A 26780-nucleotide genomic window follows, 5' to 3' on the forward strand; every position below is an offset into this window, starting at 1 on the left:
CGAAAATGAAACCAGAAATTCGGCTCAAACCGCTCAAAAAGGACGTTGAATTGCATTGGGCTTGCACAATGCGAAAATCTTGCGGCGAAAGCCTTGTGATTGGAGCGAGGCCGCTTCAGCTCGAGTGTATTTCAGCGGCCTGCTAGGTCTGGGCGGAGCCACGCGCCTGGTAGAGGCCGGCGCCTTCGTGTACATCGTCGGACGGCGCCTGAGCATCCTGAAAGATGCCGCTTGTAACCTGGGCGCGAATGTACGCGCCGTCGCTGAAGACGTGTCAAAGAAGGAGGACATGATGCGTGTAGCATCGGTCATCCACGACGAACAAGGCAGTGTGGATATCGTGTTCCCGAACGCACGATATTACAAGGGATGCCCACTTGAGGAAGTCAGTGAGGAATTCCTCGACGCCATGCTCAACGTTAATCTCAAGGGGCAACTGTTCATGGTTCAAGCGATGCGGCTGATCATGAACAAAGGCGGCTCGATCATCTTGACCTCTTCCATGACTGCTTTCATCGGGTTGCCGCGCCATTGTCTGCACCACAGAACTGAAGTCTCGCAACATCCGGGTGGACGTGATCAGCCCCGATGCAATTTCGACCGAAGGCTGAAAGGTATGACCCCGGAGGAGGCGCATCTCGAATCCGGGCATGTCTACTATGTCGGCCCAGGAGGGGGCAGCAAACCGATGGTTTTCGCCGGCGCGATTGCCTGACAGTCAGAATGTCTATGTTGCCGAGTTTGGGGGTAAGCGACTCGTGAGGACCTGTCTTGACGGTCGAATTCGGTGGCGTGTAGTCTATGTTCGATCCACCCGACGCGGCGAAAATTCGACATCGACGAGACATCTAGTCGTATGTACCACGTCTCTCAGGGGCTTCACTTAAAGGTGAGAGTCCTCTACACACCCCGCAAGGGGAAGTGTTAGCCAGAGGCAAGGGTTTCAAGGCTGACTGCGAGTCTGAAGGAAGCCCGAGGCAAAACGCTGGCCTGACAAACAGGAAGCGGATATCGGCCTCGTTACTGTAGCGCTCGCCAAGCACATACCGGGCAGTTCCTGCGAGTCGACGCGCCCAACGCATCAAGTTGGAGGCCAGCGCGTAGGGCGTAAGCGTCTAGCCCCGGCCGTTCTGGCGTGCTGATTGAGGTTTTGGGTAGTTTGGTATCCACCAAATTATGGTGGATACCAAAGTGGACAAGACGTGGGGCAATCGCGCCGCAGATAGCGCATATAAGCGGCCGAACTTTCCGACCGAGTTCAAACGGCAACTGGTTGAACAATCTTTTGAGCCGTGCGCGTCGGTGGCGTTGATCGCGCGCGACAACGCCATCAATGCAAACCTGTTGTTCAAATGGCGACGGCATTATCTGGCAGGAGAGTACGGATTGCCAACGCTGCCTGAGGGCGCAACGGCGAAGCAGGCACCGGAGGTGCCGTCGCTGTTGCCTGTGGATCTTGTCGCTGAGGCGGCAGAACATACGCCACCGATGACAGTTGATGCGACACGGTCGCCAGAGAATCTTTGCGAGATCGAGTTCGACCGGGCACGCTTAAGGGTTTGCGGCAATGTGTCACCGGATATGCTGCGGCTGCTGATCCGGGAGCTATCCCGATGATCGGCTTGCCGGCAGGCACTCGCATCTGGATCGCCGCAGGCGTGACCGACATGCGTAGTGGTTTCCCGGCTCTTGCCGCGAAGGTGCAATCGGCACTCGAAGACAATCCGCTCGGCGGCGACGTGTTCATTTTTCGGGGACGTCGCGGCGATCTCGTAAAAATTCTCTGGGCAACAGATGACGGACTATGGCTTCTTGCGAAGCGGCTTTCGCATGGGCGGTTTATTTGGCCCCAGGCGGATGGCGGCAAGATCTTTCTGACGTCGGCACAGCTGTCGATGTTGCTGGAAGGCATCGATTGGCGACAGCCCCGTCGCACGGCCGCATTGTCGATGTTGTAAACCGCATCGAAGGCTCGTAAACTGCGGCGCATGCCCGATCATGTGCCGCTTCCGCAAACCGTTGCCGAGCTCCACGCCCTGGTGCTCGAGCAGCAGGCATCGATCGCAAAGATGCAGCAGGAGATCGCCGAACGCGACCGGGAGATTGTCGAACGGGACCAGCAAATCGAACGCCTGAAAGCGCAGATCGACAAGCTCAGGCGCATGCACTTCGGTCGTAAATCCGAGCAGTTGGAGCGGCAGATCGATCGGCTCGAAACCCAACTCGAGGATCTGGCAGCGGGCAGCGGCGTCGCCGATGTTCGCCGTGCACGCGCTCGTGCATCGAGCTCGGGCGTATCTGCAGCATCCCCGAAGGAAGCCTTGGCGCCCCATCTGCCACGCGAAGAGCACGAGCTCGAGCCCGATTCCATCTGCCCGAAGTGCAACAACGCCATGGAGTTGCTCGGCGAGGATGTGTCTGAGCAGCTCGCGCGCGTCACGGCGATGTTCAAGGTCATCCGCACTATCCGTCGCAAGCGGATCTGCACCGGTTGCGGCCATATCGCGCAACCTCCCATGCCGGGGCTGCCGATCGAGCGCAGCATCGCGCATCCGAGCTTGCTGGCCGAGATCATCGTTGCCAAGTATGCAAATCACACGCCGCTGTATCGGCAATCCGAGATCGCAGCGCGCGACGGCGTTCGTCTCGATCGGGCCACCATGGCACGCTGGGTCGGGCAATGCGAAGAACTCTGTCGGCTGCTGACTGAAGCCCTGCGTCGCTACACAATGGCGACTGCGAAGCTCCACGCGGACGACACGCCGATCCCGGTGCTCGCGCCTGGGAACAAAAAGACCAAGACCGGTCGATTGTGGGTCTACGTGCGCGATGATCGCCGCTCAGGTTCGCGCGACCCCGCTGCTGTCTGGTTCGCGTACTCGCCGGACCGCAAAGGCATTCACCCCCAGACCCATCTTGCCGGATTCGAAGGCATCCTTCAGGCGGACGGCTATGCCGGCTTCAACGAGTTGAACGAAGGCGGCAAAGTTCGTCTGGCATTTTGCTGGGATCATGCGCGCCGATACGTATTCAACGTGCATGAGACAGCCCCGTCGGACACCACGAAGCAATGGCTCGACATGATTGGCGAGTTTTACGGAATCGAGGCTGATATTCGCGGCAAACCGCCGGACGAGCGGCGACGCGTCAGGCAAGAAAGGAGCGCCCCATTGCTCGCGGCCCTCGAGACGTCGATGAGGGAGAAACTTGCGACGCTTTGGCCAAAGGCACCGTTGGTCGAAGCGATCAACTACTCTCTGAACCGCTGGGATGGGCTCACGCTGTTCTGTGATGACGGGCGCGTCGAAATCAGCAACGTACTCGCCGAAAATGCTTTGCGCTGCGTGGCCCTCGGCCGACGCAATTTCATGTTCGCTGGCTCTGATAGCGGCGGCGAGCGAGCCGCCGCAATGTATAGCTTGATCTGCTCGTGCAAATTGAACAACATCAACCCACGCGCCTACCTGGAATACGTTCTTACACACATTGCGGATCACCAGGCCAACCGCATCGACGAACTGTTGCCCTGGAACGTCGCGAAGCACTTGCTCCCATCTGCACCTTCATCGGGTTGATCCCTTCTGCCTGCGGCAGGCTTAGCCTGCCGTATTCCCCGACGCTTGTCCAAAGAATTCTCAACGGCCCTGGCGCGACGCATACCGTAGGGCGAACATATTTCTAAGCGTGCTCATGGCAACGAGTCAAGGCCACACGAGATGCGGGTCGTCTCTCCCAATCCTGTCGAGCATTTTGACCGGGCTCGGCAAGAAGCGGAAACGATCATCACCGTCCTGGACGAAATGCCCTAGGCCTGGCCAAGGGAAGTGGAAGACCAAGCACCAAACTCTTTCCACGGCCAATTTTCGCAATGTACGGACACGGGTTTCCGCCGCCTGTATCGGTTCTCCATCAAACGCGAACTCGCGACGACAGTCGGATTGCAAAACATGATGATGGATGAGATCTCCCAGAAATGCTAATTCCTGACCTGCCACTTGGATGAGAAAAATCATGTGGCCGGGCGCGTGACCTGGCGTAGACAACGCCGTAATTCCTGGAAGGAATTCCTCCCCGCCGTCGATTAGATGCAGCTTGTCTTGTACTGGCAATAGATTTCTTCTTGCAACATCTCTCTGCATCGCGTTCGGTTGGTCAACGCTAGTCCAAAAGTCGAATTCTGTCTTCGAGACATAGTAGACGGCGTTTGGAAAATTTAGACTTCCGTCCTCCGCTACTAAGCCACCGCAGTGATCGATGTGGCCGTGCGTCATCACAACTGCATCTATCTTGAATCGGTCGATTCCCGCCGCGGACAGATTGTGCAGCAGCTTCCCGCACGTGTCGCCGAAGTGAATCTCACCGTATCGATTCAGACATCCCATGCCTGTATCAAATAGCACTGTCTTACCATTGACTTCGGCAACAAGCACGTTTTGTTCAGCCAGGACCTCGCCCTCAGGAAGAAAGTTTGCTTCAAGTTCCTTCGCGATCACCCCGTAGTCGACATTCGGAAAAAGCTTCACTGCCTGACCGATTGGTAAAACGCCATCGGAAACAACTGTGGCGGGTGCCCCGCCAATCATGAATCGATAATAGTGAGGAGCTTGGTGAAACGGGATTGCTGCCATTGTTGTCTCCACTTTCGCTCATTCTAAGCCGCCGGAGCGGCGAGCGTGTTTCGAAGCGCAGGTCGGCGCCCTAAGGCGAGGCCGGCGCATACTTGAGATCCTCAGGGTGCGCGTGGACTCAGCGGCATAGGCACCAAAATTCCGACCCTTGTGCTCATCATACGACCGAATACGCACCGCTTTTGATTGGAACGGGACATGTAGATCGGCGCGGGAAGCGGACACGGCCGATCCCAGGAACTGCTCTTTGCGACCGGTAAATCTTATAGCTTCCTATGAGTTTACCTATCCGGGCGCCGCGAACTGAACTGGATCGAAGTCCTGAGCAGATATCATATCTATTTCGGCGCAGGCACAATTGCAACTCGGTTCGAGCCAACAGACAGGCCCAACCAAAGCTGGTCACCAACCGCTACCGCAACCGATGCGCCACCGACCCAGCCTGGCGTCTTGGCATAGTCTACAAGCGGGGTCACTCTAAGAGACTGCGGATTGATTTTGACCGCTACTGCGCCCGTCATGTCTTCATGCTGTCCGGCAACGACAAGCGAACCATCTGGTGCGAAGTGAACGTTGTCAACTCGAAATCCTAATGAGATGCTGTCGCGCTGTGACGTTTTCCCGTCTAGGCGTAGCCTGAAAAATGTCTGGCTTCCCCATTCAGCGACGTAGAACGTTTTGCCATCCTCGGAGGCCTCGACGCCGTTGGCTCCGGCCGATTCGCTATCCGCCACTTTGGACCACCCTTGGCTTGGATACCAGGTCCAGAGCTCGCCATTTTGCTCACCGGTTCTTAGCTTCTCAAGAGCGTCCGCGGGCCCATTGCGCGGCATGAAATTGGTCGCGACAAATCCTTCATTAGGCAAAGCAGCGACGGAGTTGAGCCCTATTGGATCCGGCGCGACGACACAACCAATCCAAGTCGCAGATGGCGGACTACGACTGGCGTCCAGGGCAAACACCTCGATCGACTCGCGATCGCCATGGTGAACGGCGTAGAGAGTGTAGATATCGCCTTTCCGTTTCCGGATAGCTAGGCCGTGCGTCACGAATTTCGCCTTGTCTGCATTGGTGAGTGGACCTGAGCAAGCTCCATAGGTATTTTTATCCCATTCGTCCACGCCTTCGGCTAGCGGGAAAATGGTTGTGAAATTTTTTTCTTTGACGTCGATGATCCGAATGCCGCCTTCTGCGCCGCGCCGTGCGTCTGCGAGCACCCAGTTCTTACCCGAGATATAAAGCATGTCCTCTACCCCCGCTGGACTGCACAGGAATGTCGCGTTGCCTTCTGAAGCACAAGCTCTAGAAGTTTGAGCCGTCGACAATTGAGGAAGAAGGGCGAGGGCCACAAGTGCGACCATGTAGCAAATGAATTTCAACACGGCTGTCTCTCGTTATAGGTGTCTATCAAGCGCTACGCGAGTGACGCCAAGCGCTCGAGAGCTGATGCCTGCGCCGCGCGGGAGAGCGGCCACCGTCTCGGGCGATTGGCCGACATGACATAGCAGGTTCAGGTTGTCGGACTTGTCTTGCTCGCAATCCGTACACGGTTCTTGCCCAGTGCTCTGATTCGGCTCACCAATTCTTGTATCGAAGGCTTTCACTCGCCGGTCGCATACCAGATGGCGGCTAACAGCCACGATAATCGCGCTCTACGTAAATGTCAACCAATGGAATTATTCGACCAATCCGCACTTTCGAGACGGCCAGGATGCGGGTCGGGATTCGGGAGTCCGTCCGTAGAAACGTTTATTGCGCGGACCTTTGCAATGGTAGACCATTGAGCTTGCACAAGCGTCACATGTGCTTCCACTTTGGAGCAATCGTTTAAAACAGGGAGACGACTTATGAACAATAACTTGCATGTGAGACGCTGGAGCGTCATTGGTTCGCTGGTGTTGAGCGCAGCGTCGGTCGCCGCCAACGCGGACGAAATGATCAAGGTCGGTTTGTCCGTTCCGCTGTCTGGATCGGGTGCGGTTTGGGGGCGAGGATCGGACTGGATGTGCAAGAAAGCCGCAAAAGAAATTAAAGACAGCGGCGGAGTTAAAGTGCGAGATACGACCTACAACTTCGATTGCATCTCTTACGACAATAAATATACGGCTGCGGACGGCTCTAAGGTGGCGCAGACTCTTCTGAACCGGGATGGCGTCAAATACATTTTTGGTATGGGAACAGCCGCGATTCTCGCAACTCAGGCAATGACTGAACGACAAGGTGTCTTGCTCTTCAGCACATCTTGGGGCACAAAAAGCAAAGGGCCGAAATTTCCTTTGACTGTGTCTGTTGTGAATTCTCCAGTCGAGATCATGCCCGCAATGGTCGCCTATGTTAAGAAATCATTTCCACAAGCGAAAACTGTCGCTATCTTGAATGTCAATGATGCGAGTGGCCGAGAGAGTGAAACTACGTCGCGACCGATTTGGGAAAAAGCTGGTTTAAAAATCGTGACGAACGATTTTTACGAGCGCGGCACCACGGAGTTCCAACCGATCGCCGCCCGCCTTGCTGCTGGCCAGCCAGATATCATTGACCTCGCGACCGCGCCACCTGCGGATGCAGGACAAATCTTCAAAGAATTGGACACTCTTGGGTTTAAGGGGTTGAAGATTTCAGATAACGGGACCGGCCGCGATGGGCTAGTGACGACCGGTGGAGCATCAGCGAATGGTGTGCTCATGGGCGCTGCGATCCCGATGGACGGCCCAAGTGCCACCGATCATCAGAAGAAAGTCAATAGCGAAGCGCGCGCTCAGCTCGGCGAGTCACTGGCTCTTCCCCCGATCGGCGCCTACGACGCGATTTACATGCTCAAGGCAGCGATTGAGAAAGCCGGAACTATTGATCCGAAGCAAGTAGCGTCTGTCCTTCCGCAGATTTCATACAAAACCTTTTATGGTGGTGAGACGCACCTGGCTGGACGTGAAAGCTACGGATCGGTCATCCAGCCTGTTTTGCCTGTCTACATCACGCAGATCGTCAACGGGGAGGTAGTCGAGAAAGCACGTCTCGATCCTCGTAAGGCTAACTGATTCAAGACGGGGGTCGACTGCCTGGGACGACGCGAAATGCGCCCCGGGCAGTGCTAGTTATCCAAACGGACTTTCTATGATGCGGTGAACGTCGAATCCACTCAATGAAAGGCGCTCTGGAGCAGACCGATTACTGGGTGCCTCTCGAATCTCAGGAGTTTTTCAATTGTGAATATTGTGGCCATCGACGGGCAACAATCTCGCCAGCGTCGGAATATGCAAAACAACTATTGATCTTCATCGGCCGGCCATGCTCATCGACCGGTTCCGGATCGTTGACGCGGAGGGCAATCATCGTTTGAATTGCCGTGGTCGCAAGAGGGATCAGCAGTTCTCTGAGATGCGCGCAGCTGCGAGCACCAACCAATCGACGTTTCACTTCGCCAGTCCAACCGCTTGCAATGCGCAAGCCTTCTAACGAACGAAAATTTTCGCCACCACCGACGCAAGTGTCGTAGGGAGCATCGGCGATGAAGGTATGCGCCTCGCGCACAGTCATCTCCGCGTCAAAAACGAGACAGACGCCCATGTTGTGCAGAGGCTGTCCCGGCGAGACGGTTTTTCCGCCGCTGGCTGGAGTGAAGTTATGTGATTTGCGATCAGTAAGAATCGCTTCGACCTCGAAGAGGCCATCGCTACGCCGATAGCCCCGCATGTCAATGCGGCGATGATGCAATTCGTCGCGCGTTATCAGTGGCGAGCGATTCCTGTTTTCGAAAGATGAGTTCAAAGCGACTACTCCAAAGAATTCCACGATCTCGGTCCCGGAGGCCAGCTGGACAAACGGCGGCTCGCTCAATTGACAGACTGGGTCAGCCCTTTCCCGGAGCGATCGGCGGTAGTCCCCTTGTAGCTAGACCCGCTCGAGGAAGCGACCATTCAGCGAGTGGGCCGCCGGATCGCCGTTCGAGCACTGCACAAAAGCGAAGATCGCTGCGCGTTGACCGCCGTGCCAGCCTTATCAGCTGAGCTTTCCAGAGGGCGAATTTAACTACGATCAATTTAATTTTAATGGTCGACCATTAGATGACATTATAAAATCCGCGTATACCCTACGCACAGCTACGATCTTATCTATTCAACAATCCAAATATTTCAATGGTTGACAGTTGGATGGTTGGCTGCTACCTTGGAACTACGATGGGCAGCGTCGCCTAACCGGTCTCAAGAACCGCGATCCCACCGATTCAGGTAGGCGAAAAAAGATCAGATCCCGTCAAGGGAGGAGACAATGGATTATCTAAAGACACGTCTTTCCGACGCTAGCGCGGCGGCTTTCGACCGCACGTATGCTGCTTGCCGGCACGCTTTCGAAGTAAGCGTGCGGACCCTCGTGATGTCAACGCGGCGCTATATCCGGCTCCTCCTTCTACCAGCCGCCGCGATAAAGGGATTTTCATACGAAGGTTCGCTTGTGGATCCGTGCCGCAGTCGCGAGGGCGCATTGCCGTACGCCTATCGACTGTCGCGAATCAGACTTTGATCAGGTCGCAAAAAATCTCAACTCTCACTCCAGCCATACCCTTCCCAAAGAGGCGTTATTGTGGAAACTGCACTGCAGCTGATATTTACGGCTCTGCAGATTGGGGCAGTCTATGTCCTTTTCTCGCTCGGGCTCACCCTCATTTTCGGCGTCATGCGCATTGTGAATTTCGCGCACGGCCATTTCTTTACTATTTCTGCATTGGTCGTTAGCTATCTCGTTCCTATCGTGATGGCCCGCGGTGTTTCTGTGCAAGTAGCTTATCTGGTGTCCGCGGCGGGCGGACTGGTCGTGTCGTTGGCTTTGGCAGTGATTGTTTATAAGTTTGGTTTGCGTTTCTTCCTGCGCGACATGGATGGAGCATTCATCCTCACAATGGGTATGGCGCTACTACTTGACGGCATTGTGCTCAGTACGTTTGGTGGCGCAGTGAGAGCCGTCCCGGAAATTATTAGCGGCACCGTCTCCATCTTCGGGGTGGCGGTTACACTGCAGCGCTTGGTGCTCTGCCTGGCTGCAGTCGTGATAACGGCGGCGCTGTATTGGTCAATGTCTGGAACACGGATTGGCAAGGCGCTCAGAGCTGTGGCCTCCGATCACGAAGCCGCGATGCTTCAAGGTGTTCCCTACAGCCGGCTCGCAATGTCGGGATTCATGATTGCAGCCGCCCTTGCAGCGGTCGCGGGCGCGCTCATCGCACCCGTCTCGGTTGTTTCGCCGGTAATGGGCTCTGACTACTTGATGAAAGGCTTTATCTCGGTGGTACTTGGGGGCTTGGGTAGCGTCCCGGGTGCCATTGTCGGAGCGCTGTTCATCGGACTTGTGGAGTCGGTTGGTGGTTTCTACTTCGACTCGTCATCGGCCTCCGTCGCGATCTTCGTGTTGGTGATTGTTGTTCTTCTTGTCAGGCCAAAGGGGCTCCTTGGAAATGCGTAAATTTCATCTTTCTTCGTGGCTGGCTGGCACAGTCTTGGCGGTCGGAGCGAGCGCTTTCGCGACAAATGCCTACGCTATCAGCATCATTAACCTTGCGGCGATCGCGGCGCTAACCGCAGCGAGTATGCGCTTCGTTATGCTCATCGGCGAAGTTAGCTTTGCAACCGCGGCATTTGTTGGCATGGGCGCCTACGGCGCCGGGGTGGCTACGACGATCTTCGATTGGCCATTTCCAGTCGCCATGTTGCTCGGCCCGGTCTTGGTTGTCATCGTGAGTGTTCTTTTCGGTATTACTACACTCCGCGTGCGCGGCCCGTATTTCATGTTGATCGGGTTCGCCTTCGCCGAAGCGGTGCGCATTGCATTCTCAAAATCCGAGTTCATCGGAGGAACCTCAGGGATGACGGGGATTTTTCCGCCGAGATTCATGGATACCTGGATCCAGTCATTTGTGGTAGGCACTGTAGCGGTGACAATTTTCGCTCTCTACGTGGTTGAGAAAACCGATTTCGGGAAAGTGCTCGTCGCGATTCGCGATAACGAAAATATTGCCCGTTCGGTTGGAATCAATGTGCTGTTTTGCAAGGTGGCATGTTTCGCAATCGCATCCTTTTGTGCGGGCATTGCGGGAAGTCTTCATGCTTTTGTCAATAACGTCATTAGCCCGGGGGACTTCACCTTCTTGCTCGCCTCAATGGCGCTCGCTTATGTAAAGGTTGGCGGCGAGTCTTCCATCTTTGGGGCAGTTGCAGGCGCCATTATTTTGGTATTGCTCGGAAGCTTCGCGCTCGGGCTTGGTGCAGGTGAGCAATTGTTCTATGGTGCGGCGATCGTGCTCGCCGTGCTTTTGATGCCGAAGGGGCTGACGGGGCTGCTCGATAAGTTCGTGCGCAAGGTCCCTCGTGTGAAGCTCGCAGAGGATTCCAGTCTGGAACAAAAGTCGGCCAGCAAGCTGAGCCGAAACGGAGGCTGACATGCGTTACAACGGCTCAACGCTTCTTCGGACGACAGGCCTGACGCGACGGTACGGTGGTTTGGTCGCGGTTTCCAATCTGAATTTGGATATTCGCAAGGGAGAGATCCTAGGCCTTATTGGACCTAACGGAGCAGGTAAAAGCACGACCTTCAATCTCATCAGTGGTTTCGTCAAGCCGACGGCCGGGACGCTTGAAGTTTTTGGGCGAGACTGCACTGGCTGGAAGCCGACCAAGATCAGCCGGATGGGTTTGGTTCGGACATTCCAACACAGCAGCTATATGCGCTCGATGAAGGTGCGCGACAACGTCCTTTTAGGGACGATGCACAGCATGGCGAGCGCAGGACCTACTGAGCGCGCTCATCGAGTGGCCGAAACAGCAGAGATCCTAGGCCTCACGCCTTATCTTGACGAGCAGGCTGGCACTCTTCCCCACGGAATTCAGCGACTCGTGAGCATTGCGATCGCGTTCGCCGCAAGGCCAACACTACTCTGCCTGGACGAACCACTTACCGGTTTGAATCAAACGGAAGTGGGGGCCACGCTTGATGTGTTTCGTCAAATCCGCGACGAGTTCGACTGCACCATCCTCTTGGTTGAGCACAACATGAAAGCTGTGATGTCCGTTTGTGACCGCATTGTGGTACTCCATCATGGGCAGCAGCTCGCTACCGGTACGCCCGCTGAGATAAGGAAAGACGAAAACGTCATCGCAGCCTATCTGGGGAAACGTCATGACAAGTGAAGTATTGTCGCTCGAGGTCAAAGGTCTTTCGGCAGGATATGGCGGCGTCCCCGCGATCAGCAATGTCTCGTTGAAAGTCGAACGTGGCTCAGTGGTTACGATGATCGGCGCGAATGGGGCGGGCAAGTCCACAGTAATCAAGAGTGTTTGTGGGCTGGTCAAGCCAACCTCCGGCTCAGTTTCGCTTTTTGGTGAAGACGTGACAGGCAAATCGCCTGATCGTCTAGTGCCACGAGGTCTTGCGGTAGTACCGGAAGGGAGGCGTCTTTTCGGTGACATGACGTTTCGTGAGAACCTCGAACTCGGCGCATATACGAAGAAGGACCGCCACGTTGTCGAGCGGAACATGGAGCGAGTGCTGGAACTCTTTCCTGACCTGAAAGACCGTCTTGCGTCCATCGCGGGCACGTTCAGCGGCGGACAGCAGCAAATGGTCGCGGTCGCTCGAGCCTTGATGAGTGATCCGCAACTCATACTATTAGACGAACCGACGATTGGTCTGAGCCCGGCCATGGTGGAACGCATCGCGGAGCTCATCGTGAATGTCTCTAAAAGCGGCGTCGATATTCTCGTCATTGAACAGAACGCGGAGACAGCTCTCGAGGTTTCGGACAAAGCGTACATCCTGGAGGGTGGGCATGTGATCGCTGAGGGCGACGCAGCGACTCTTGCTGCGAGTGAAGAGGTCCAAAAGGCGTATCTCGGCAATTGACTTGACAGGAGAAGCCATATGGGAAGGCTGGAAGGAAAAGTCGCGTTTGTTACGGGGGCGGGTGGCGGGATTGGTCGGTCCATATGTGAGCGCTTCGTTGCGGAAGGAGCATACGTTGTGGCGGCTGATGTAGACCTCGAAATCGCGCAGACGTCTATTTCTCACGTGAATGAAGGGAAGACCTTAGCGCTCGCCTGCGATATCACCGATGATGAAGCGGTAGAGCGGGCAATCGGCGAGACCGTTTCAAAGTTCGGAAAACTGGACATCTTGTGCAACGTAGCGGGTGGCTCGAGCCTGCGTGACGGTAAAGTGACTGAGGTGCCAATTGACGAGTTTTGGCGAACTATAAAACTTGATCTTTATGGGACCTTCCTGTGCTGCCGGCACGGAATTCGTCAGATGCTGCGCTCAGGGAGCGGCTCGGTCATTAACTTGACCTCGATGGCTGCGGTGATGGCGTTGCCGGGTCGAGACGCTTACACCGCCGCCAAAGGCGGGGTGGCCTCGTTGACTCGCTCGATGGCGGCCGAATTTGGCTCTCACTGCATACGCGTGAACGCCATAGCGCCAAGTGTCACCTTGACGCCTCGGGTAGTGGCGCGCATGGAGGTCAATGATGCCGCGCAGAAGATGGCTTCGATGCACTTGCTCGGATTTCTTGAGCCCGTCCATGTCGCACATATGGCGGTCTATCTCGCTTCGGACGAGTCTGCGCGAACAACCGGTCAGGTCTTTTCGATCGACAGTGGCGCGACAATCGTTTGAAAAAGATTGAATCAACCTTTGAGGAAAACACAAATGAAACTTTGGGCGGTAGTGACCAATGGCGAGCCGTTGCAAGCTCTCAACGAGCCGGACCCGACCCCTCAAGGGGCTGAGGTACTTGTAGATGTATCCCATTGCGGTGTGTGCCACTCCGACGTGTATTTTTGGAAGGGTGAATACAACCTAGGCCACGGGAAAGTGCTTCGCCTCACGGACCGAGGCGTGAAGCTGCCTCGCGCGCCCGGGCACGAAGTGGTTGGCCGAGTCGTGGCGTTCGGCCCGGAGGCAACAGGAGTAAAGGTCGGCGATCGCCGGATTGTCTATCCGTGGATTGGATGTGGCGTGTGTGACCGATGCAAGGCGGGCGAAGACAACATGTGCGCGAAGCAAGCGAGTATCGGCGTTGTGCGCAATGGGGGGTTCAGTTCGCGCGTGCTCGTGCCGCATTCGCGCTACCTTGTCGACCCAGGTGAGATCGATCCCGCAGTCGCTGCCACGTACGCGTGCTCTGGCATCACCGTGCTCAACGCGATCCGTAAGCTCGGCACGATGGACCCGACTAGCCCGGTGCTTCTTATCGGCGCGGGTGGTCTCGGACTCGCCGCAATCGCCATGCTGACGTCGCTTGGACACCAAAACATTATTGCGGTTGATGTTGATGAGGCAAAGCGGCGTGCGGCGATAGATACGGGGGCAACCACAGTACTTGACGGAAACGCGGACGATCTGCAAGCGCAAATCGCCAAAGCAGCAGGCGGCACGTTGCTTTACGCGTTGGATTTTGTCAACTGCTCACCGACTGCGAAGGTCGCATTCGAAAGCCTCGGAAAGGGCGGCAAACTCGTACTTGTCGGTGCAACGGGTGGAGAGCTTGAAATATCACTTTTATCAATGATCCTCGTGCCTCGAACAATCACGGGGTCTCAGACTGGCACGCTGCAGGATCTTAAGGATGTCGTCGCCATGGCGCGCTCTGGAAAATTGAAGTCGATCCCTATCGATCACATGCCGTTCGATAAGGCAAACGAAGCGCTAGTGAAGCTCAATGAAGGCAAAGTGACCGGTCGCGTGGTACTGGAACGCCCCGAAGTAGGTTGACCCTACTCCCAACCCAATCGAGCACACTATCTCTAAACGGACTCCAACATGAACGATGTAATCACTGCACCGGCGGCCGCCTTTCTTGAGAATCCAGATAAAGATCTGTTCATCGACGGTAAGTGGCAAGCGCCACGCGAAGGGCAACGGATCGACAGCTTCAATCCAGCGACCGGTAAAGTACTGGTCAGACTCGCTCGTGGTGGAAAGCCAGACATCGACGCGGCCGTTGCATCTGCCCGTCGCGCTTTCGAGGGACCGTGGAGCCGATTCACACCACATCAGCGGCAGGCACTGCTGATGAAAGTTCACGACGTCATCGATGAAAACTTTGAGGAACTAGCTCTGCTGGAGTCCCTCGACATGGGCTCGCCGATCACGCGGACGCAGTCATTCAGGAAGTTTGTCTTGCAAGGAATTATGTACTTCGCAAGTCAAACCATGAATTGCATGGGGCAAACGATCCCAAACTCGCTGCCAGGTAGATTCACGACAATGACCCTGAAAGCACCGGTCGGGGTTGTAGGCGGAATCATTCCGTGGAACGGGCCGCTCATGAGCCAATGGTGGGTCATCGGCGCGGCGCTGGCTACTGGCTGCACGGCGGTTATTAAGCCGGCTGAAGACGCGTCGTTGACGGTACTGCGTACCGCAGAGCTTCTAATCCAAGCTGGCGTGCCGGAGGGAGTCGTCAATGTAGTGACCGGACTCGGTTCGGAAGCCGGCGCCGCGCTTGCAGCGCATCCTGGGGTGGACCGGATCGCGTTCACGGGGTCGACCGCCACCGGAAGGGAGATCATCAAGGCATCGGCAGTGAACATGAAACGCTTGCAACTAGAGCTCGGAGGTAAATCTCCTGATGTGATCTTTGCGGACGCCGATCTGGACAAAGCCGTGCCAGGCGCAGCGATGGCTGTATTTTCCAATACTGGTCAAGTGTGTTACGCCGGGACACGGCTTTTCGTGCAGCGCAGCATCCAAGAGGCCTTTGTTGAACGCCTCGTCGAGTTCGGGAAATCCCTGAAGGTGGGCGATCCGCTCGATCCGTCTACTCAGTTGGGACCGCTCATCTCGGAACGTCAGCTTGAGAGGGTGATGGGCTACGTCTCGATCGGCGGTAATGAGGGCGCCAGCCTGGCGGCGGGCGGGAATCGACTGCAAGGCGACCTTGCGGGTGGATACTTTATTGAGCCGACCATATTCTCCAATGTCTCCAATTCAATGACGATTGCCCGCGAGGAAATTTTTGGACCAGTCATTTCCGTAATTCCTTTCGACGATGCGGACGAGGCATTGCGCCTCGCGAACGATACCGAGTATGGCCTGGGCGGCGCGGTTTGGACGAGCAGCGTAAAGACGATGACGAAGATGATGCACGGCATCAAGGCCGGCACGGTTTGGGTGAATTGCTACGGGCTGGTCGACCCCGCGGTTGGTTTTGGGGGATACAAACACAGCGGCTACGGCTGGAAGGGCGGACCGCAGCATGTCGAAGGCTTCCTCTATCAAAAGAGTGTCTGCATTAATGAAGACTAAGTGCTCACTTAAACTTTAAAGATCAATGTTTGAATGGTTGATCTTTAAAAGTTGGCATGATAGTCTTGGATCAATACAAGGAGGAGCGACATGGATACTGCCACGATGGACGACACCCTCTCGGACAACTCTCGCACGCTTGGCGCATGGGAGTTGCCGGAGGAGTTGCGGATGCTTGAAGACACAGTCCGCAAGTTCATGGTTAATGAGGTCTTGCCGGCCGAAGACACATTGCCTCACGACGCTTATTCTCTTCCGAAAGACAAGCTTTCGGTGTTGCAGAATAAGGCGAAAGCCCTGGGATTGTGGTGCGTGCAGAGCCCAGCAGCCTATGGCGGTGCGGGACTGAACCTGCTCGCGCAATGCATCATCGCGGAAGAAGCCGCGAAGTGTCGCATGGGCGCGTATATCCCGGGCTGCGGCGCTTTTGGGTTTGATCCGCCCAGCATCATCTTCGGTGGAACCGAGGCGCAGATTCAGAAATATGCGGTGCCGAGCATCGAGCGGGGCGAAAAGGCGTTCTTTGCGATCAGCGAACCGAGCGGGGGATCCGATCCGGCGCGTGCTATCCAGACCAAAGCCGAACGCGCTGGCGATCGTTATGTGCTCAACGGCAGCAAGATGTGGATCACTGCAGCGGACGAATCGCGGTGGGGTGTGGCATTTGCGCGAACCGGTCCTTCGAAGAGCCGGGATGGCGTATCGGCGTTCATCATCGACATGGACCGCCCTGGCGTCACCGTCAAGAAGATCCCGGTGATTCGCTCCTATGCGCCGTACGAGATCCACTTCGACAATTACGAAGTGCCCGAAGAGAATCTCCTCGGTGTCGAAGGACGAGGTTTCGAACTGGTGGACAAACTGCTTGTTCATGGACGCGTGCCGTATGCGGCCGGTACGTTGGGCGTGGCCACCGCAGCGTTGCAGCTCGCCATCGATTGGGCCAAGCAGCGCAAGACCTTTGGCTCAATGTTGAGCGACCGGCAAGCGGTGCAATGGATGATCGCCGACTCGGAAATCGAGCTCCAAGCAGCGCGCTTGATGGTGTACAAGGCCGCGTGGAAAGCGGACTTGGGACAGGATATGAAAGTCGATGCGTCGATGGCCAAGGTCCTCGCAACAGAGACGGCTGGTCGCGTCGTCGATCGCTGCATTCAGATTCTTGGCGGCATGGGAGTCGCTCAAGAGATGCCGTTGGAGCGTTGGTACAGGGAAATGCGGATCAAGCGCATTGGCGAAGGTCCCTCGGAAGTTCAACGCATGGTTGTGGCGAGGCATCTGCTCGGCTCGCGTTCCTGACAAGTTTCGGCGTTTCGGCGACAAAGGAGAAAGAATGGCAATCGACTACGAGGTGAGCGACGGTGTCGCGGTGATCACCATAAACCGTCCGGAACGCCTCAACGCGATGGACCTCGAGCATTATCAAGGCCTGTCGGAGGCTTGGCGTCGAGTGCGGGACGATGCCGAGGTGAGAGTGGCGATCGTGACCGGGGCCGGAGAGCGGGCGTTCACCGCGGGTGCCGACATAAAAAGTTTCGTGTCGAAACCGACCGAAATGTCTGAAATGTGGCTCACCCAACGCGATCAACTGCTCAATCGCGGTCTTGAGGTTTGGAAGCCCGTGATCGCCGCAATCAACGGCCTCGCGATGGGCGGGGGCATGACCTTGATGTTCGCAACTGACATTCGCGTCGCGGCCGAACATGCTACGTTCAGCCTCGCTGAAGTGAAGCGAGGGATCATCGCGGGCAATGGAGGTACGCAGCGTGTTATGTCGCAAATCCCATACGCCTTGGCGATGGAGTTGACGCTGACGGGCGACACGATCGATGCCCAAACTGCATGGCGCTGGGGCCTCATTAATAAGGTGGTACCGAAAGAAGGGCTCATGGACGCCGCACTGGACTACGCCCGCCGTATCGCAGCTAACGCGCCGCTTGCGGTCCAAGCAGCAAAGGAGCTTGCCCTGCGCAGCCGAGATATGGACCTCAACACGGGATTGAGAATCGAGCAGCTTGTGCAGCGACTTCTGCAGACGACACAAGATGCAATTGAGGGGCCCTCTGCATTTGCGGAAAAGCGTCCCGCTCAGTTCAGGGGACAATGAGATGGCACGTGATCTTCCTCTTGCCGGCGTGACGGTCATTGATCTTGGGCAAGTATACAACGGTCCTTACGCGACCTTCCTAATGGCGATGGCCGGTGCGGAGGTAATCAAGATCGAACCACCGGGCGGCGAAAATTTGAGGCGCCGCAGCGTGGTGGGTGGTGCTGCCTTGCCATTCGCGATGCTCAATTCAAACAAAAAGTTTGTAACGCTCAATCTAAAGGATGAGCAGGGAAAGGAGTTGTTGCGTCGGCTGGTAGAAGGCGCTGATGTACTGCTCGAGAACTTTGCGCCCGGAGTAATGGATCGACTTGGCGTCGGCTACGACGCCCTGCAACGAATCAATCCGCGATTGATCTATGCGGCAGGGACCGGATACGGCTCTTGGGGTGGCTACAAAGATCTCCCCGCAATGGATCTCACGATTCAGGCGATGTCTGGAATCATGAGTATCACAGGCTATGAGGACTTGCCTCCGGTGAAATGCGGCCCGGCAATCTGTGATTTTTCGGGGGGCACTCACCTGTATGGCGCAGTAATGACAGCGCTTTTCGAACGGGAACGAACCGGTGTTGGCCGAAAAGTGGAAGTGGCTATGATTGAAGCCGTATACGCCACGCTCAGTTCCAGTCTCGGTCTATGGTACGGCTCTAAAGGTGACGCCCCTGCGCGCACTGGGAATCGCCACGGCGGCATGGCCGAGTCCCCGTACAACGTCTACGCTGCGTCGGACGGCTTCATTGCGGTTTTGTGTGTTGGAGAGACGCATTGGCAGTCGCTCTTGCAAGCCCTTAACCGCGCAGATCTAAAGGATGATCCGCGGTTCTCGACGCTCAAGGAGCGTGTCAACCGTATGGACGAGGTGGATGCACTTGTCCAAGGTTTCACAGAAACAAAGTCGCGTGGCGAGTTGGCAGCGATCTTCCGGCAGTACCGTGTGCCCTTTGCGCCGGTTCGGGATCTGACCGAGGTTACGTCGGATCCGGAATTGCATAGCAGCGGTTTTCTCAACCGTCTGCAACACCCAGAATACGGTGAGGTTGTGGTCTCGCGTTCGCCAATGCGATACGAAGACGCGCCGACGCAAGAGCTGGTGCCGAGCGGTCGACTGGGCTGCGATAACGATCGCGTCCTCTCGGAGCGCCTCGGACTGGACCAGGAAACCATTGATCTGCATAGATCGAATGGCGTGATCTGAGCTTAATTGTACTTACAAATATCTGTCGAGGAGTGAGACATGGCAAAGAAGAGAAAAGTGATCATCTCGTGTGCCTGTACTGGCGCCGTTCATACGCCCTCAATGTCGCCTTATCTGCCGGTTACCGCGGAAGAAATCGCTAACGATGCCATCAAGGCGGTCGAGAGCGGCGCGGCGATCGTGCACCTGCACGCGCGGAACCCGAAGGACGGCCGTCCGGATCAATCCCCCGAAGCATTTGCGCCGTTCTTAAAAGAGATCAAGGAAAAGACCGATGCAGTCGTCAATCTGACGACCGGCGGCAGCCCGTACATGAGTATCGAGGAGCGCGTCCGACCGACGGCAGTCTTCAAGCCCGAGCTCGCCTCGCTGAATATGGGCACGATGAATTTCGGTCTCTTTCACATGCTAGACCGATTCAAGGAGTTCAAATTCGATTGGGAGCGTGAGTATCTTGAACGCTCGCACGAGTTAATTGCACGGAATACTTTCAAGGATATCGAACATATTCTGACGCTCGGAACGTCCAACGGGACGAAGTTTGAATTCGAGTGCTACGACACGAGCCATCTGTACACGCTAAAGCATTTTTGCGACCGCGGACTCATGAAGGGCCCGCTGTTTATTCAAACGGTCTTTGGCATTATGGGTGGCATTGGCATTCATCCTGATGACGTCTCCCATATGAAACGTACGGCCGACCGACTCTTTGGCGACAATTACCATTGGTCTGTAATTGGAGCCGGCTCTCACCAAATGCGGATTGCATCGATGTCGCTCGCTATGGGAGGCCACGTGCGAGTCGGTCTCGAGGACTCTTTATGGGCTGGTCCAGGGGCGCTTGCACAAGGTAGCGCCGACCAGGTGAAGACAATCCGCGGAATTATCGAGGGACTCGGATTGGAGGTCGCAACACCTTCTGAGGCGCGCGATATCCTTCAGTTGAAAGGTGCGTCTGGCGTGGCCTTCTGACGGCATTGTTATAAATATTAGTGAACATGTCGCATTTATTTAGGGATGCGAGATTAAGCGAAGCACTGGGCGTACCAATTTCGCCGAGGAGTCAATTATGATCGATTGCGTCATTGATGAGCACGTTGCCCGAATTACCCTGAATCGGCCGCCGGCTAATGCCTTTACTTCGGAAGGTTTGGTAGAACTCAAGCGTCAAGTGTCAGTCCTGAACGAAAATCTTGACGTTCATGCAATCGTAATCACCGGCAATGGAGAAAAGTTCTTCAGCGCGGGCGCTGACCTCGGGACCTTTGCCGGTGGAGACAAAGCGGTCGCTCGGGCGATGGCCCAACGCTTTGGTGAAGCGTTCGAGGCGCTTCAGGAGGCACGCCCTGTGGTAATTGCGGCGATTAACGGCTATGCGATGGGTGGTGGACTCGAGTGTGCGCTCTCGTGCGATATCCGGATCGCAGAACGGCAAGCTGTCATGGCATTGCCGGAACCTGCGGTAGGTCTCTTGCCGGCGGGATGTGGCACCCAGACGTTGCCTTGGCTTGTCGGTGAGGGTTGGGCGAAGCGGATGATTCTTACCGGCGAGCGCGTGAACGCCGAGACAGCGTTGCGAATTGGACTTATCGAGGAGGTCGTGGAAAAGGGGGCGGCGCTGGAGGCGGCGCTCACCATGGCTAAGCGAGTTAGCACTCTCAGCCCAAGCGCCGTGGCGTCGTGCAAAACACTAATTCACAGCGCGCGTCAAGGCATTCCGCGTCGAGCAGCCCTCGCACTTGAAAGGGAGCGTTTCGTAGATCTCTTTGACGGTGAGAACCAGCGTGAGGGCGTTGCCGCCTTCCTGGAGAAGCGCGCTGCGGTCTGGGCGAATCGATGAAGGTATGGCGATGAGAGTTTTAGTGGCGGTAAAGCGTGTGGCTGACGCAAACGTGAAGGTACGGGTAAAGACTGACGGCAGCGGTGTCGATCTCGCGAACGTCAAAATGAGCATGAACCCGTTCGACGAGATTGCGCTTGAGCAGGCCGTTCGCCTTAAAGAGGCCGATATTGCGGACGAGGTGATCGCAGTGTCCTGCGGTCCAACCGCATGTCAGGAAACGCTGCGCACCGCCCTAGCGATGGGGGCGGATCGCTCCCTCTTGATTGAGTCCGGTGATGGAATCCAGCCGCTGGTCGTCGCGAAGCTTTTGAAGTTGGCCGTTGAGAGAGAGAAGCCGCAACTGGTTCTCTTGGGCAAGCAAGCAATTGATGACGATTCAAATCAGGTCGGTCAGATGCTGGCCGCTCTGTTGGACTGGCCTCAAGCGACCTTTGCTTCCAGCGTGCAAATTGCGGATGACACAGCGACCGTTACCCGGGAGGTGGATGGCGGTTTGGAGACTGTTGAGGTGGCCTTGCCGGCGGTTGTTACGGCGGACTTGCGTCTAAATGAACCGCGGTATGTCACGCTGCCCAACATCATGAAGGCTAAGAAGAAGCCGTTGGAGACAGTCACGCCAGCTTCGCTCGGACTAAGCGAGATGAAAATTCATGTACGAACTCTGAGCGTCAGGGAGCCGCAAGCCCGTTCCGCGGGAGTCCGAGTGGCGGATGTTGCTGAACTGCTGGATCGGTTGCGCAACGAGGCAAAAGTTATCTGAAGGAGTTGGCATGAGCGTTCTTATCATCGCGGAACACGACAATCAAACTGTGAAGGCTGCGACACTGCACACGATCTCAGCTGCCGTCGAACTAGATCAGGAAGTTTCCGTTCTCGTCGTCGGAACGGGTTGTGGCGCAGTTGCCAGGGCCGTAAGCCGTGTACAGGGCGTATCGAAAGTCCTCCTCGCCGACGCGCCCCTGCTCGGGGACGGGCTGGCTGAGTCCAGTGCACGGCAGATTCTCAGCGTTGCTCGCGAGTTCGATCACATATTTATACCTGAAACGGCCTTCGGTAGAAACGTTGCACCGCGTGTTGCAGCCAAGCTGGACGTCGGGCAAATTTCCGGTATCACCGCGGTGATCTCCGCAGACGTGTTTGAGCGTCCGATTTATGCAGGAAATGCAGTTGCAACGGTCCAAAGTGACGACTCCATCAAGGTGGTCACCGTGCGCTCGACGGCATTTCCTTTGGCGCTTATCGCAGGAAACGACGCGCCGATCGTATCCATTCCAATTGCCGAGGTGGATACACGGAGCCGGCTCGTCGAGCGGCAATTAACGCAACTCGAACGACCGGAACTGACCGCAGCACGTGTCATCGTATCTGGAGGACGGGGCCTCGGCAGTGGCGCCAATTACAAGCAGATTTTGGAGCCGCTGGCCGACAAGCTCGGTGCCGCCTTAGGTGCCTCTCGAGCCGCCGTTGATGCTGGATTTGTTCCAAGCGACTTCCAAGTTGGACAAACGGGCAAGATCGTTGCGCCAGAGTTGTACGTTGCGGTCGGCATATCGGGGGCAATTCAACACCTTGCGGGGATGAAGGAGTCGAAGGTAATTGTTGCGGTAAACAAGGATCCGGAGGCCCCGATTTTTTCTGTGGCAGATTACGGGCTGGTTGGCGACCTCTTCAAAGTAGTCCCTGAGTGGGTCAGCGCGGCCTGAGGGCGATGAAAAGCGGCTTGACCTCGGGCGGAAAAGGATATAATTAGTTCAATGGTAGATGTTTGATCTTTTTCTTGAGCCCACCAATGAACGACCGAACCGAACTGGGTCTGATCGATGTTCCGAAGTCTTGCGACATGCTCGCCGCTCGGCTACGCAACCAGATTCTTTCTGGAAACTTGATCGCTGGCCAGCAACTGCCGTCAGAGCGAGATCTGATGGAGCAAACCGGCATCAGTCGTAACGCGGTTCGCGAGGCGCTGCGGATTCTTGAAACCGAGGGCCTCGTAACAACGAAGCTCGGTCGTTATGGTGGATCGTTTGTGTGTCAGCCCACAGATGAAATGTTTGCGCGATACCTGACGATTTTTTCGCGATCTCACAGCATCCCTTTGAAGTCCCTTGTTCAGGCACGGCAGGCCCTGGAGCCGCAGGTAGCCCTGCTGGCGACAATCAATCGTACTGAAGAGGACCTCAGCGAGCTTTCAGCCGCGATTAAGCAGTTAGAGAAAACGGAAGATCCGGCCAGTTTCCTTGATATGAACATACGCTGCCATCTCCTAATCGCTAAGGCCAGCGGGAACCAATTGCTGCAAGTTTTTCTGTCATCTCTTTCTGGGCTTATTCGCGATGTCGCGGGAGAAATGGAAGATGTCATGGTGAGCAGCGTCCGAAAGGACGTCCTGCGATTTCATCAGCAGATTTTCGATGCAATCAAAAGGCAGGACACCGAGGCCGCCGTGCGGCGGATGACCCGTCACATCCAGGCATATGAGCAGAGGCTCGCAACGGTACTCACTGACGACAAGTCAAAAGTGAGCGCCTAAATGAGAATGACCTTATCGGATTTAGGTGATGTCGTGCAGGAAACGCTGGTCGACGCACCGCGATTGCCCCCTAAGCGTCGCTTGAAGCGCGGCGAGGCACGGGATGAGGTGATCTGGCAAGGCACGGCAATTTTGACCGAGCGAGGATTTCTCGCGACCGGAATCGACGAGATCCTCAAGCGCGCCGGCGTTCCTAAAGGATCGTTTTATCATTACTTTAAGAGCAAGCAAGATTTCGGTGAGGCGGTACTTGACAATTATCTCCAGTTGCTTGGAAAGAAGCTGGACCGGACCCTTGGTGATCCTAGTCTTGCCCCGCTGGCGCGCTTGCAAGCATTCATAGACGACGCGAAACGAGGACTCAAAAAGTATGAGTTTCGCCGCGGATGCCTGGTAGGGAACCTCGGCCAAGAATTAGGTGGTGTAGATGAGGTTTTTCGCGCGCGTCTCGAGGCTGCGTTTCGCGTATGGGAAGGGCGGTTCGAGACGTGCCTTCATGAGGCGGTTAGGGCAGGAGACTTGCCGGTAAGTGCCGATCCACGGCGTCTAGCACGTTTTTTCTGGATCGGCTGGGAAGGGGCGATCTTGCGTTCGAAGCTGATGCGTTCCGCCGAACCGCTTGACCATTTTGCGGAAATGTATTTCGAGACGGTCCTCGGGATCCCGACTAGCAAAACGTAGCGACCGGTTATTTTCGAGTCGACCGGTCTACTAAGGAGGTGGAATGCCGCAGTCACAGCTTGATGATTCTGAAGGTGTTAGCCAAGCCGTTGCTCGATATGTGCGCGATACTCATTGGAGCGACCTCCCGGAAGTGGTGCGTCATGAAGCGGTACGTGCATTTATCAACTGGGTTGGTTGTGCGTACGGCGGGGCTAGGCATGAGGCCACTCTCGGCGCGCTAGCGGGATTGAAGGAGTTGTCTACCTCCGGCCCTTGCAGCGTCCTCGGCCACTCGATTCAGATTGATCCGACAAGCGCGGCGCTTGTCAACGGTCTCGCCGCGAGCGCCAATGCTTGGGACGACACGCATTTGTCGACGATCGCCCACCCGACCGCCCCGACGGCCGCTGCACTGCTTGCGCAGGCCCAAGTGCGTCGGGTATCTGGCCAGGATTTCCTTCTTGCGTTGGTGCTCTCCAATGAACTCCAGGCGCGGCTTAGTTGTGCGCTGGCGGTTGCTCCCGCCAAAGTCGATATCGGCTTCTATATGACGGGGCTGACCGGCGCACCGGGTGTGGCAGCAGGCGTTGCAAAGCTAATGGGCCTATCTACGCAGCAGATCGCGTACGCGATAGGTATCGGTGCGACTCAAGGCGCAGGCTTCCGCGCTACTCACGGGACAATGTGCGGCGGTTTTGTACCGGCCAATGCCGGTCGAAACGGATTGCTCGCAGCGCATTTCGCCGCCATCGGATTTACATGCCACGAAGATACCCTCGGAGGAGCTAACGGGTTTCTGCAGGTGTTTGGACATCCGGCGAATCCCGCCGCGCTTACGGAAAAATTGGGTGAGCACTTCGAGTGCATGAACGTGGCAGCCAAGCCGTTCCCTGCTGGTTGCTTGATCCACCCGGCGATCGAAGTATGCCTGCAACTGCGCACTACCTCCGACGTCTCATCGCGGGACGTCGAGAGAGTCGAACTTCAAGTAAGCCCACTAGGTCTGGGTTTGACCGGGAAATCGAAGCCCCGTCATGCTTACGACGCGCAAGTAAGCGTCTACCACTGGGCTGCAGCCGTGATGCACCATGGTCGCGCCGGGTTGTATGAAGCAAGCGATTCGTGTGTTCAAGACCCCTCAGTGATAGCGATGCGTAACAGGATTTTTGTGCAGGTCGCCGAGGATCTTAGTGCCGACGCTGCTCGGGGCTTGCTCATTTTGCGAAACGGACAGCAGATTGAAGCCTCGATCGATGCATGCCTAGGTTCAGCACAGCGTCCGATGAGTGACGAACAAATTGAGGCAAAGACTCTTTCGCAGGTCGAGCCGCTTCTCGGTTCTGCCCGCGCCCAAGAACTGGTCGATCTTTGCTGGAATCTCCCAGCAGTTCAAGACGTTGGCAACGCGGCGCCGGGATTTTGGCGCTAACGAGCCGCGATGACGACAAGCGATTTTCGATAGTTCATTTTGTAGACGACCGGTCTACTACGATCTAAGGAGTGTGACGATGATTGAGGCACCTTTTATTGCTTTTGTAATCAACAAGTCGGACGACGGAGTCCAAGGTCAGCTGCAGGAAATGAGCCCAGATCTGCTCGACGCAGGTGAAGTCACGATTCGCGTCCATTATTCCAGCGTCAACTACAAAGACGCATTGGCTGCAACCGGTGCGGGTAAGATCATTCGGAGGTTTCCGTGCGTCGGAGGAATCGATCTCGCGGGAGAAGTCGTGAGCAGCGACGACAGTCGGTTTCGTCCGGGCGATATGGTAATCGCAACGAGTTACGAAGTAGGGGTTGCGCATCATGGGGGATACGCGCAGTACGCCCGCTTGCCGGCGAAATGGGTAGTCCCGATGCCGGCAGGGCTGTCGGCGCTCGACGCAATGGCATTGGGCACGGCTGGTTTTACAGCGGCCCTCGGTCTGGTACGCATGGAGCAGAATGGTCTCGCTCCCGAAAATGGACCCGTTATCGTCACGGGCGCGACGGGGGGAGTGGGTGGGCTTTCGATCGACATGCTCGCTCAACTCGGTTACGAAGTCGTCGCATTGACAAGTAAGGAATCCGAGGCCGACTACCTTCGCATGCTGGGTGCGGCAGAGATCAAGCTCACATCGAGCATCGATCATGAAAAGGTACGTCCTCTCGAAAGCGCGAGATGGGCAGGAGCCGTTGATAACGTTGGGGGCGCCATCCTGCATTGGGTGCTTGCTGGCATGAAGCAGGCCGGCACGGTTGCATCCATTGGCAACGCGGCCAGCTCAAACCTCGAAACGACTTTATTCCCGTTTATGCTTCGCGGCGTAAGCCTTCTCGGCGTCGACTCGGGGTATATCGGCTTCCCGACGCGTCAGCAAGTATGGGAGCGCCTTGCAAACGACCTCAAGCCGCGCCACCTCGCGTCGATGACGAAAGTCATTGGACTGAGCGACCTTCCGAATGCCTTTGATGACTTCCTCAAAGGGAAGATCAAAGGGCGTACCGTTGTCAAGGTTCTCGGTTAACTTAAACCGCGCGCG

Annotated in this window: 26 protein-coding genes; 23 read left to right on the forward strand and 3 right to left on the reverse strand. The window is 56.2% G+C overall.

Annotation, left to right across the window (positions count from 1 at the left end; translation table 11 throughout):
• Positions 1 to 55: 55 nt before the first annotated feature.
• The 4 genes from AWB76_RS34440 to tnpC all read left to right on the forward strand — a co-directional run bounded on the left by AWB76_RS34440 (position 56) and on the right by tnpC (position 3575).
• Positions 56 to 715: an SDR family oxidoreductase gene (locus AWB76_RS34440; protein WP_157696273.1), complete on the forward strand. Its 660-nt coding sequence runs from the start codon at positions 56 to 58 to the stop codon at positions 713 to 715.
• Positions 716 to 1191: 476 nt separating this feature from the next.
• The gene (gene tnpA, locus AWB76_RS34445; protein ID WP_244173581.1) at positions 1192 to 1617 is read left to right on the forward strand and encodes an IS66-like element accessory protein TnpA; all 426 of its coding nucleotides are present in this window, start codon (positions 1192 to 1194) and stop codon (positions 1615 to 1617) included.
• The gene (tnpB, locus tag AWB76_RS34450; protein ID WP_061164571.1) at positions 1614 to 1958 is read left to right on the forward strand and encodes an IS66 family insertion sequence element accessory protein TnpB; all 345 of its coding nucleotides are present in this window, start codon (positions 1614 to 1616) and stop codon (positions 1956 to 1958) included. The genes tnpA and tnpB overlap by 4 nt, the downstream gene beginning before the upstream one ends.
• Positions 1959 to 1988: 30 nt before the next feature.
• A complete protein-coding gene (gene tnpC, locus AWB76_RS34455) occupies positions 1989 to 3575 on the forward strand; it encodes an IS66 family transposase (protein WP_061164572.1) in 1587 nt (528 codons plus the stop codon).
• A gap of 126 nt (positions 3576 to 3701) precedes the next feature.
• On the opposite strand, the gene AWB76_RS34460 is transcribed toward tnpC, so the two are convergent.
• Entirely contained in the window at positions 3702 to 4628 is a 927-nt protein-coding gene (locus AWB76_RS34460; RefSeq protein ID WP_063936420.1) for an MBL fold metallo-hydrolase, read from the reverse strand.
• Positions 4629 to 4966: 338 nt separating this feature from the next.
• Positions 4967 to 6010 carry a YncE family protein gene (locus AWB76_RS34465; protein WP_157696274.1) on the reverse strand — a complete coding sequence of 348 codons (1044 nt, stop codon included), beginning with the start codon at positions 6008 to 6010 and terminating at the stop codon, positions 4967 to 4969.
• 465 nt (positions 6011 to 6475) lie between these two features.
• Between AWB76_RS34465 and AWB76_RS34470 the strand changes: the two genes are divergently transcribed.
• Complete coding sequence (locus AWB76_RS34470; protein ID WP_061164575.1) at positions 6476 to 7663, forward strand: ABC transporter substrate-binding protein; 1188 nt, start codon at positions 6476 to 6478, stop codon at positions 7661 to 7663.
• Positions 7664 to 7814: 151 nt separating this feature from the next.
• Here the strand turns inward: AWB76_RS34470 and AWB76_RS39745 are convergent, their stop codons facing one another.
• Positions 7815 to 8393 (reverse strand): DUF2889 domain-containing protein, encoded by a 579-nt coding sequence (locus tag AWB76_RS39745; RefSeq protein ID WP_074171473.1) that lies wholly within the window; start codon positions 8391 to 8393, stop codon positions 7815 to 7817.
• Positions 8394 to 9206: 813 nt separating this feature from the next.
• Between AWB76_RS39745 and AWB76_RS34475 the strand changes: the two genes are divergently transcribed.
• From AWB76_RS34475 to AWB76_RS34560, 18 genes are all read left to right on the forward strand, one after another.
• Positions 9207 to 10082: a branched-chain amino acid ABC transporter permease gene (locus tag AWB76_RS34475; protein WP_061164576.1), complete on the forward strand. Its 876-nt coding sequence runs from the start codon at positions 9207 to 9209 to the stop codon at positions 10080 to 10082.
• Complete coding sequence (locus tag AWB76_RS34480; RefSeq protein ID WP_061164577.1) at positions 10075 to 11055, forward strand: branched-chain amino acid ABC transporter permease; 981 nt, start codon at positions 10075 to 10077, stop codon at positions 11053 to 11055. Before AWB76_RS34475 ends, AWB76_RS34480 begins: the two co-directional genes overlap by 8 nt.
• Before the next feature lies 1 nt (position 11056).
• On the forward strand, positions 11057 to 11803 hold the full coding sequence (locus tag AWB76_RS34485) for an ABC transporter ATP-binding protein (RefSeq protein ID WP_061164578.1): 747 nt from the start codon (positions 11057 to 11059) through the stop codon (positions 11801 to 11803).
• Positions 11793 to 12515 carry an ABC transporter ATP-binding protein gene (locus tag AWB76_RS34490; RefSeq protein WP_061164579.1) on the forward strand — a complete coding sequence of 241 codons (723 nt, stop codon included), beginning with the start codon at positions 11793 to 11795 and terminating at the stop codon, positions 12513 to 12515. The genes AWB76_RS34485 and AWB76_RS34490 overlap by 11 nt, the downstream gene beginning before the upstream one ends.
• 18 nt (positions 12516 to 12533) lie before the next feature.
• Positions 12534 to 13283 (forward strand): SDR family NAD(P)-dependent oxidoreductase, encoded by a 750-nt coding sequence (locus AWB76_RS34495; RefSeq protein ID WP_061164580.1) that lies wholly within the window; start codon positions 12534 to 12536, stop codon positions 13281 to 13283.
• 6 nt (positions 13284 to 13289) lie between these two features.
• Positions 13290 to 14381, forward strand: coding sequence for an alcohol dehydrogenase (locus AWB76_RS34500; RefSeq protein ID WP_208606648.1), 1092 nt, complete (start codon positions 13290 to 13292; stop codon positions 14379 to 14381).
• Between the two features lie 48 nt (positions 14382 to 14429).
• Positions 14430 to 15917, forward strand: a complete 1488-nt coding sequence (locus AWB76_RS34505; RefSeq protein WP_061164582.1) for an aldehyde dehydrogenase family protein — start codon at positions 14430 to 14432, stop codon at positions 15915 to 15917.
• 90 nt (positions 15918 to 16007) lie between these two features.
• Positions 16008 to 17216 carry an acyl-CoA dehydrogenase family protein gene (locus AWB76_RS34510; protein ID WP_244173583.1) on the forward strand — a complete coding sequence of 403 codons (1209 nt, stop codon included), beginning with the start codon at positions 16008 to 16010 and terminating at the stop codon, positions 17214 to 17216.
• A gap of 34 nt (positions 17217 to 17250) precedes the next feature.
• Positions 17251 to 18024, forward strand: a complete 774-nt coding sequence (locus AWB76_RS34515; RefSeq protein ID WP_061164584.1) for an enoyl-CoA hydratase/isomerase family protein — start codon at positions 17251 to 17253, stop codon at positions 18022 to 18024.
• A gap of 1 nt (position 18025) precedes the next feature.
• Positions 18026 to 19222 (forward strand): CaiB/BaiF CoA transferase family protein, encoded by a 1197-nt coding sequence (locus AWB76_RS34520; RefSeq protein WP_061164585.1) that lies wholly within the window; start codon positions 18026 to 18028, stop codon positions 19220 to 19222.
• Between the two features lie 39 nt (positions 19223 to 19261).
• The gene (gene kce, locus AWB76_RS34525; RefSeq protein WP_061164586.1) at positions 19262 to 20194 is read left to right on the forward strand and encodes a 3,5-dioxohexanoate:acetyl-CoA acetone transferase; all 933 of its coding nucleotides are present in this window, start codon (positions 19262 to 19264) and stop codon (positions 20192 to 20194) included.
• Between the two features lie 97 nt (positions 20195 to 20291).
• Entirely contained in the window at positions 20292 to 21062 is a 771-nt protein-coding gene (locus AWB76_RS34530) for an enoyl-CoA hydratase (protein ID WP_061164587.1), read from the forward strand.
• Between the two features lie 10 nt (positions 21063 to 21072).
• On the forward strand, positions 21073 to 21825 hold the full coding sequence (locus AWB76_RS34535; protein ID WP_061164608.1) for an electron transfer flavoprotein subunit beta/FixA family protein: 753 nt from the start codon (positions 21073 to 21075) through the stop codon (positions 21823 to 21825).
• 10 nt (positions 21826 to 21835) lie between these two features.
• Positions 21836 to 22768 (forward strand): electron transfer flavoprotein subunit alpha/FixB family protein, encoded by a 933-nt coding sequence (locus AWB76_RS34540; RefSeq protein WP_061164588.1) that lies wholly within the window; start codon positions 21836 to 21838, stop codon positions 22766 to 22768.
• 86 nt (positions 22769 to 22854) lie between these two features.
• Complete coding sequence (locus AWB76_RS34545) at positions 22855 to 23595, forward strand: FadR/GntR family transcriptional regulator (RefSeq protein ID WP_061164589.1); 741 nt, start codon at positions 22855 to 22857, stop codon at positions 23593 to 23595.
• A gap of 6 nt (positions 23596 to 23601) precedes the next feature.
• A complete protein-coding gene (acuR, locus tag AWB76_RS34550; RefSeq protein WP_082864599.1) occupies positions 23602 to 24276 on the forward strand; it encodes an acrylate utilization transcriptional regulator AcuR in 675 nt (224 codons plus the stop codon).
• 43 nt (positions 24277 to 24319) lie between these two features.
• Positions 24320 to 25687: an MmgE/PrpD family protein gene (locus AWB76_RS34555; protein WP_061164590.1), complete on the forward strand. Its 1368-nt coding sequence runs from the start codon at positions 24320 to 24322 to the stop codon at positions 25685 to 25687.
• Positions 25688 to 25766: 79 nt separating this feature from the next.
• On the forward strand, positions 25767 to 26765 hold the full coding sequence (locus AWB76_RS34560; RefSeq protein WP_061164591.1) for an oxidoreductase: 999 nt from the start codon (positions 25767 to 25769) through the stop codon (positions 26763 to 26765).
• Positions 26766 to 26780: the final 15 nt, after the last annotated feature.

This window comes from Caballeronia temeraria (assembly GCF_001544795.2).
Lineage (GTDB): Bacteria > Pseudomonadota > Gammaproteobacteria > Burkholderiales > Burkholderiaceae > Caballeronia > Caballeronia temeraria.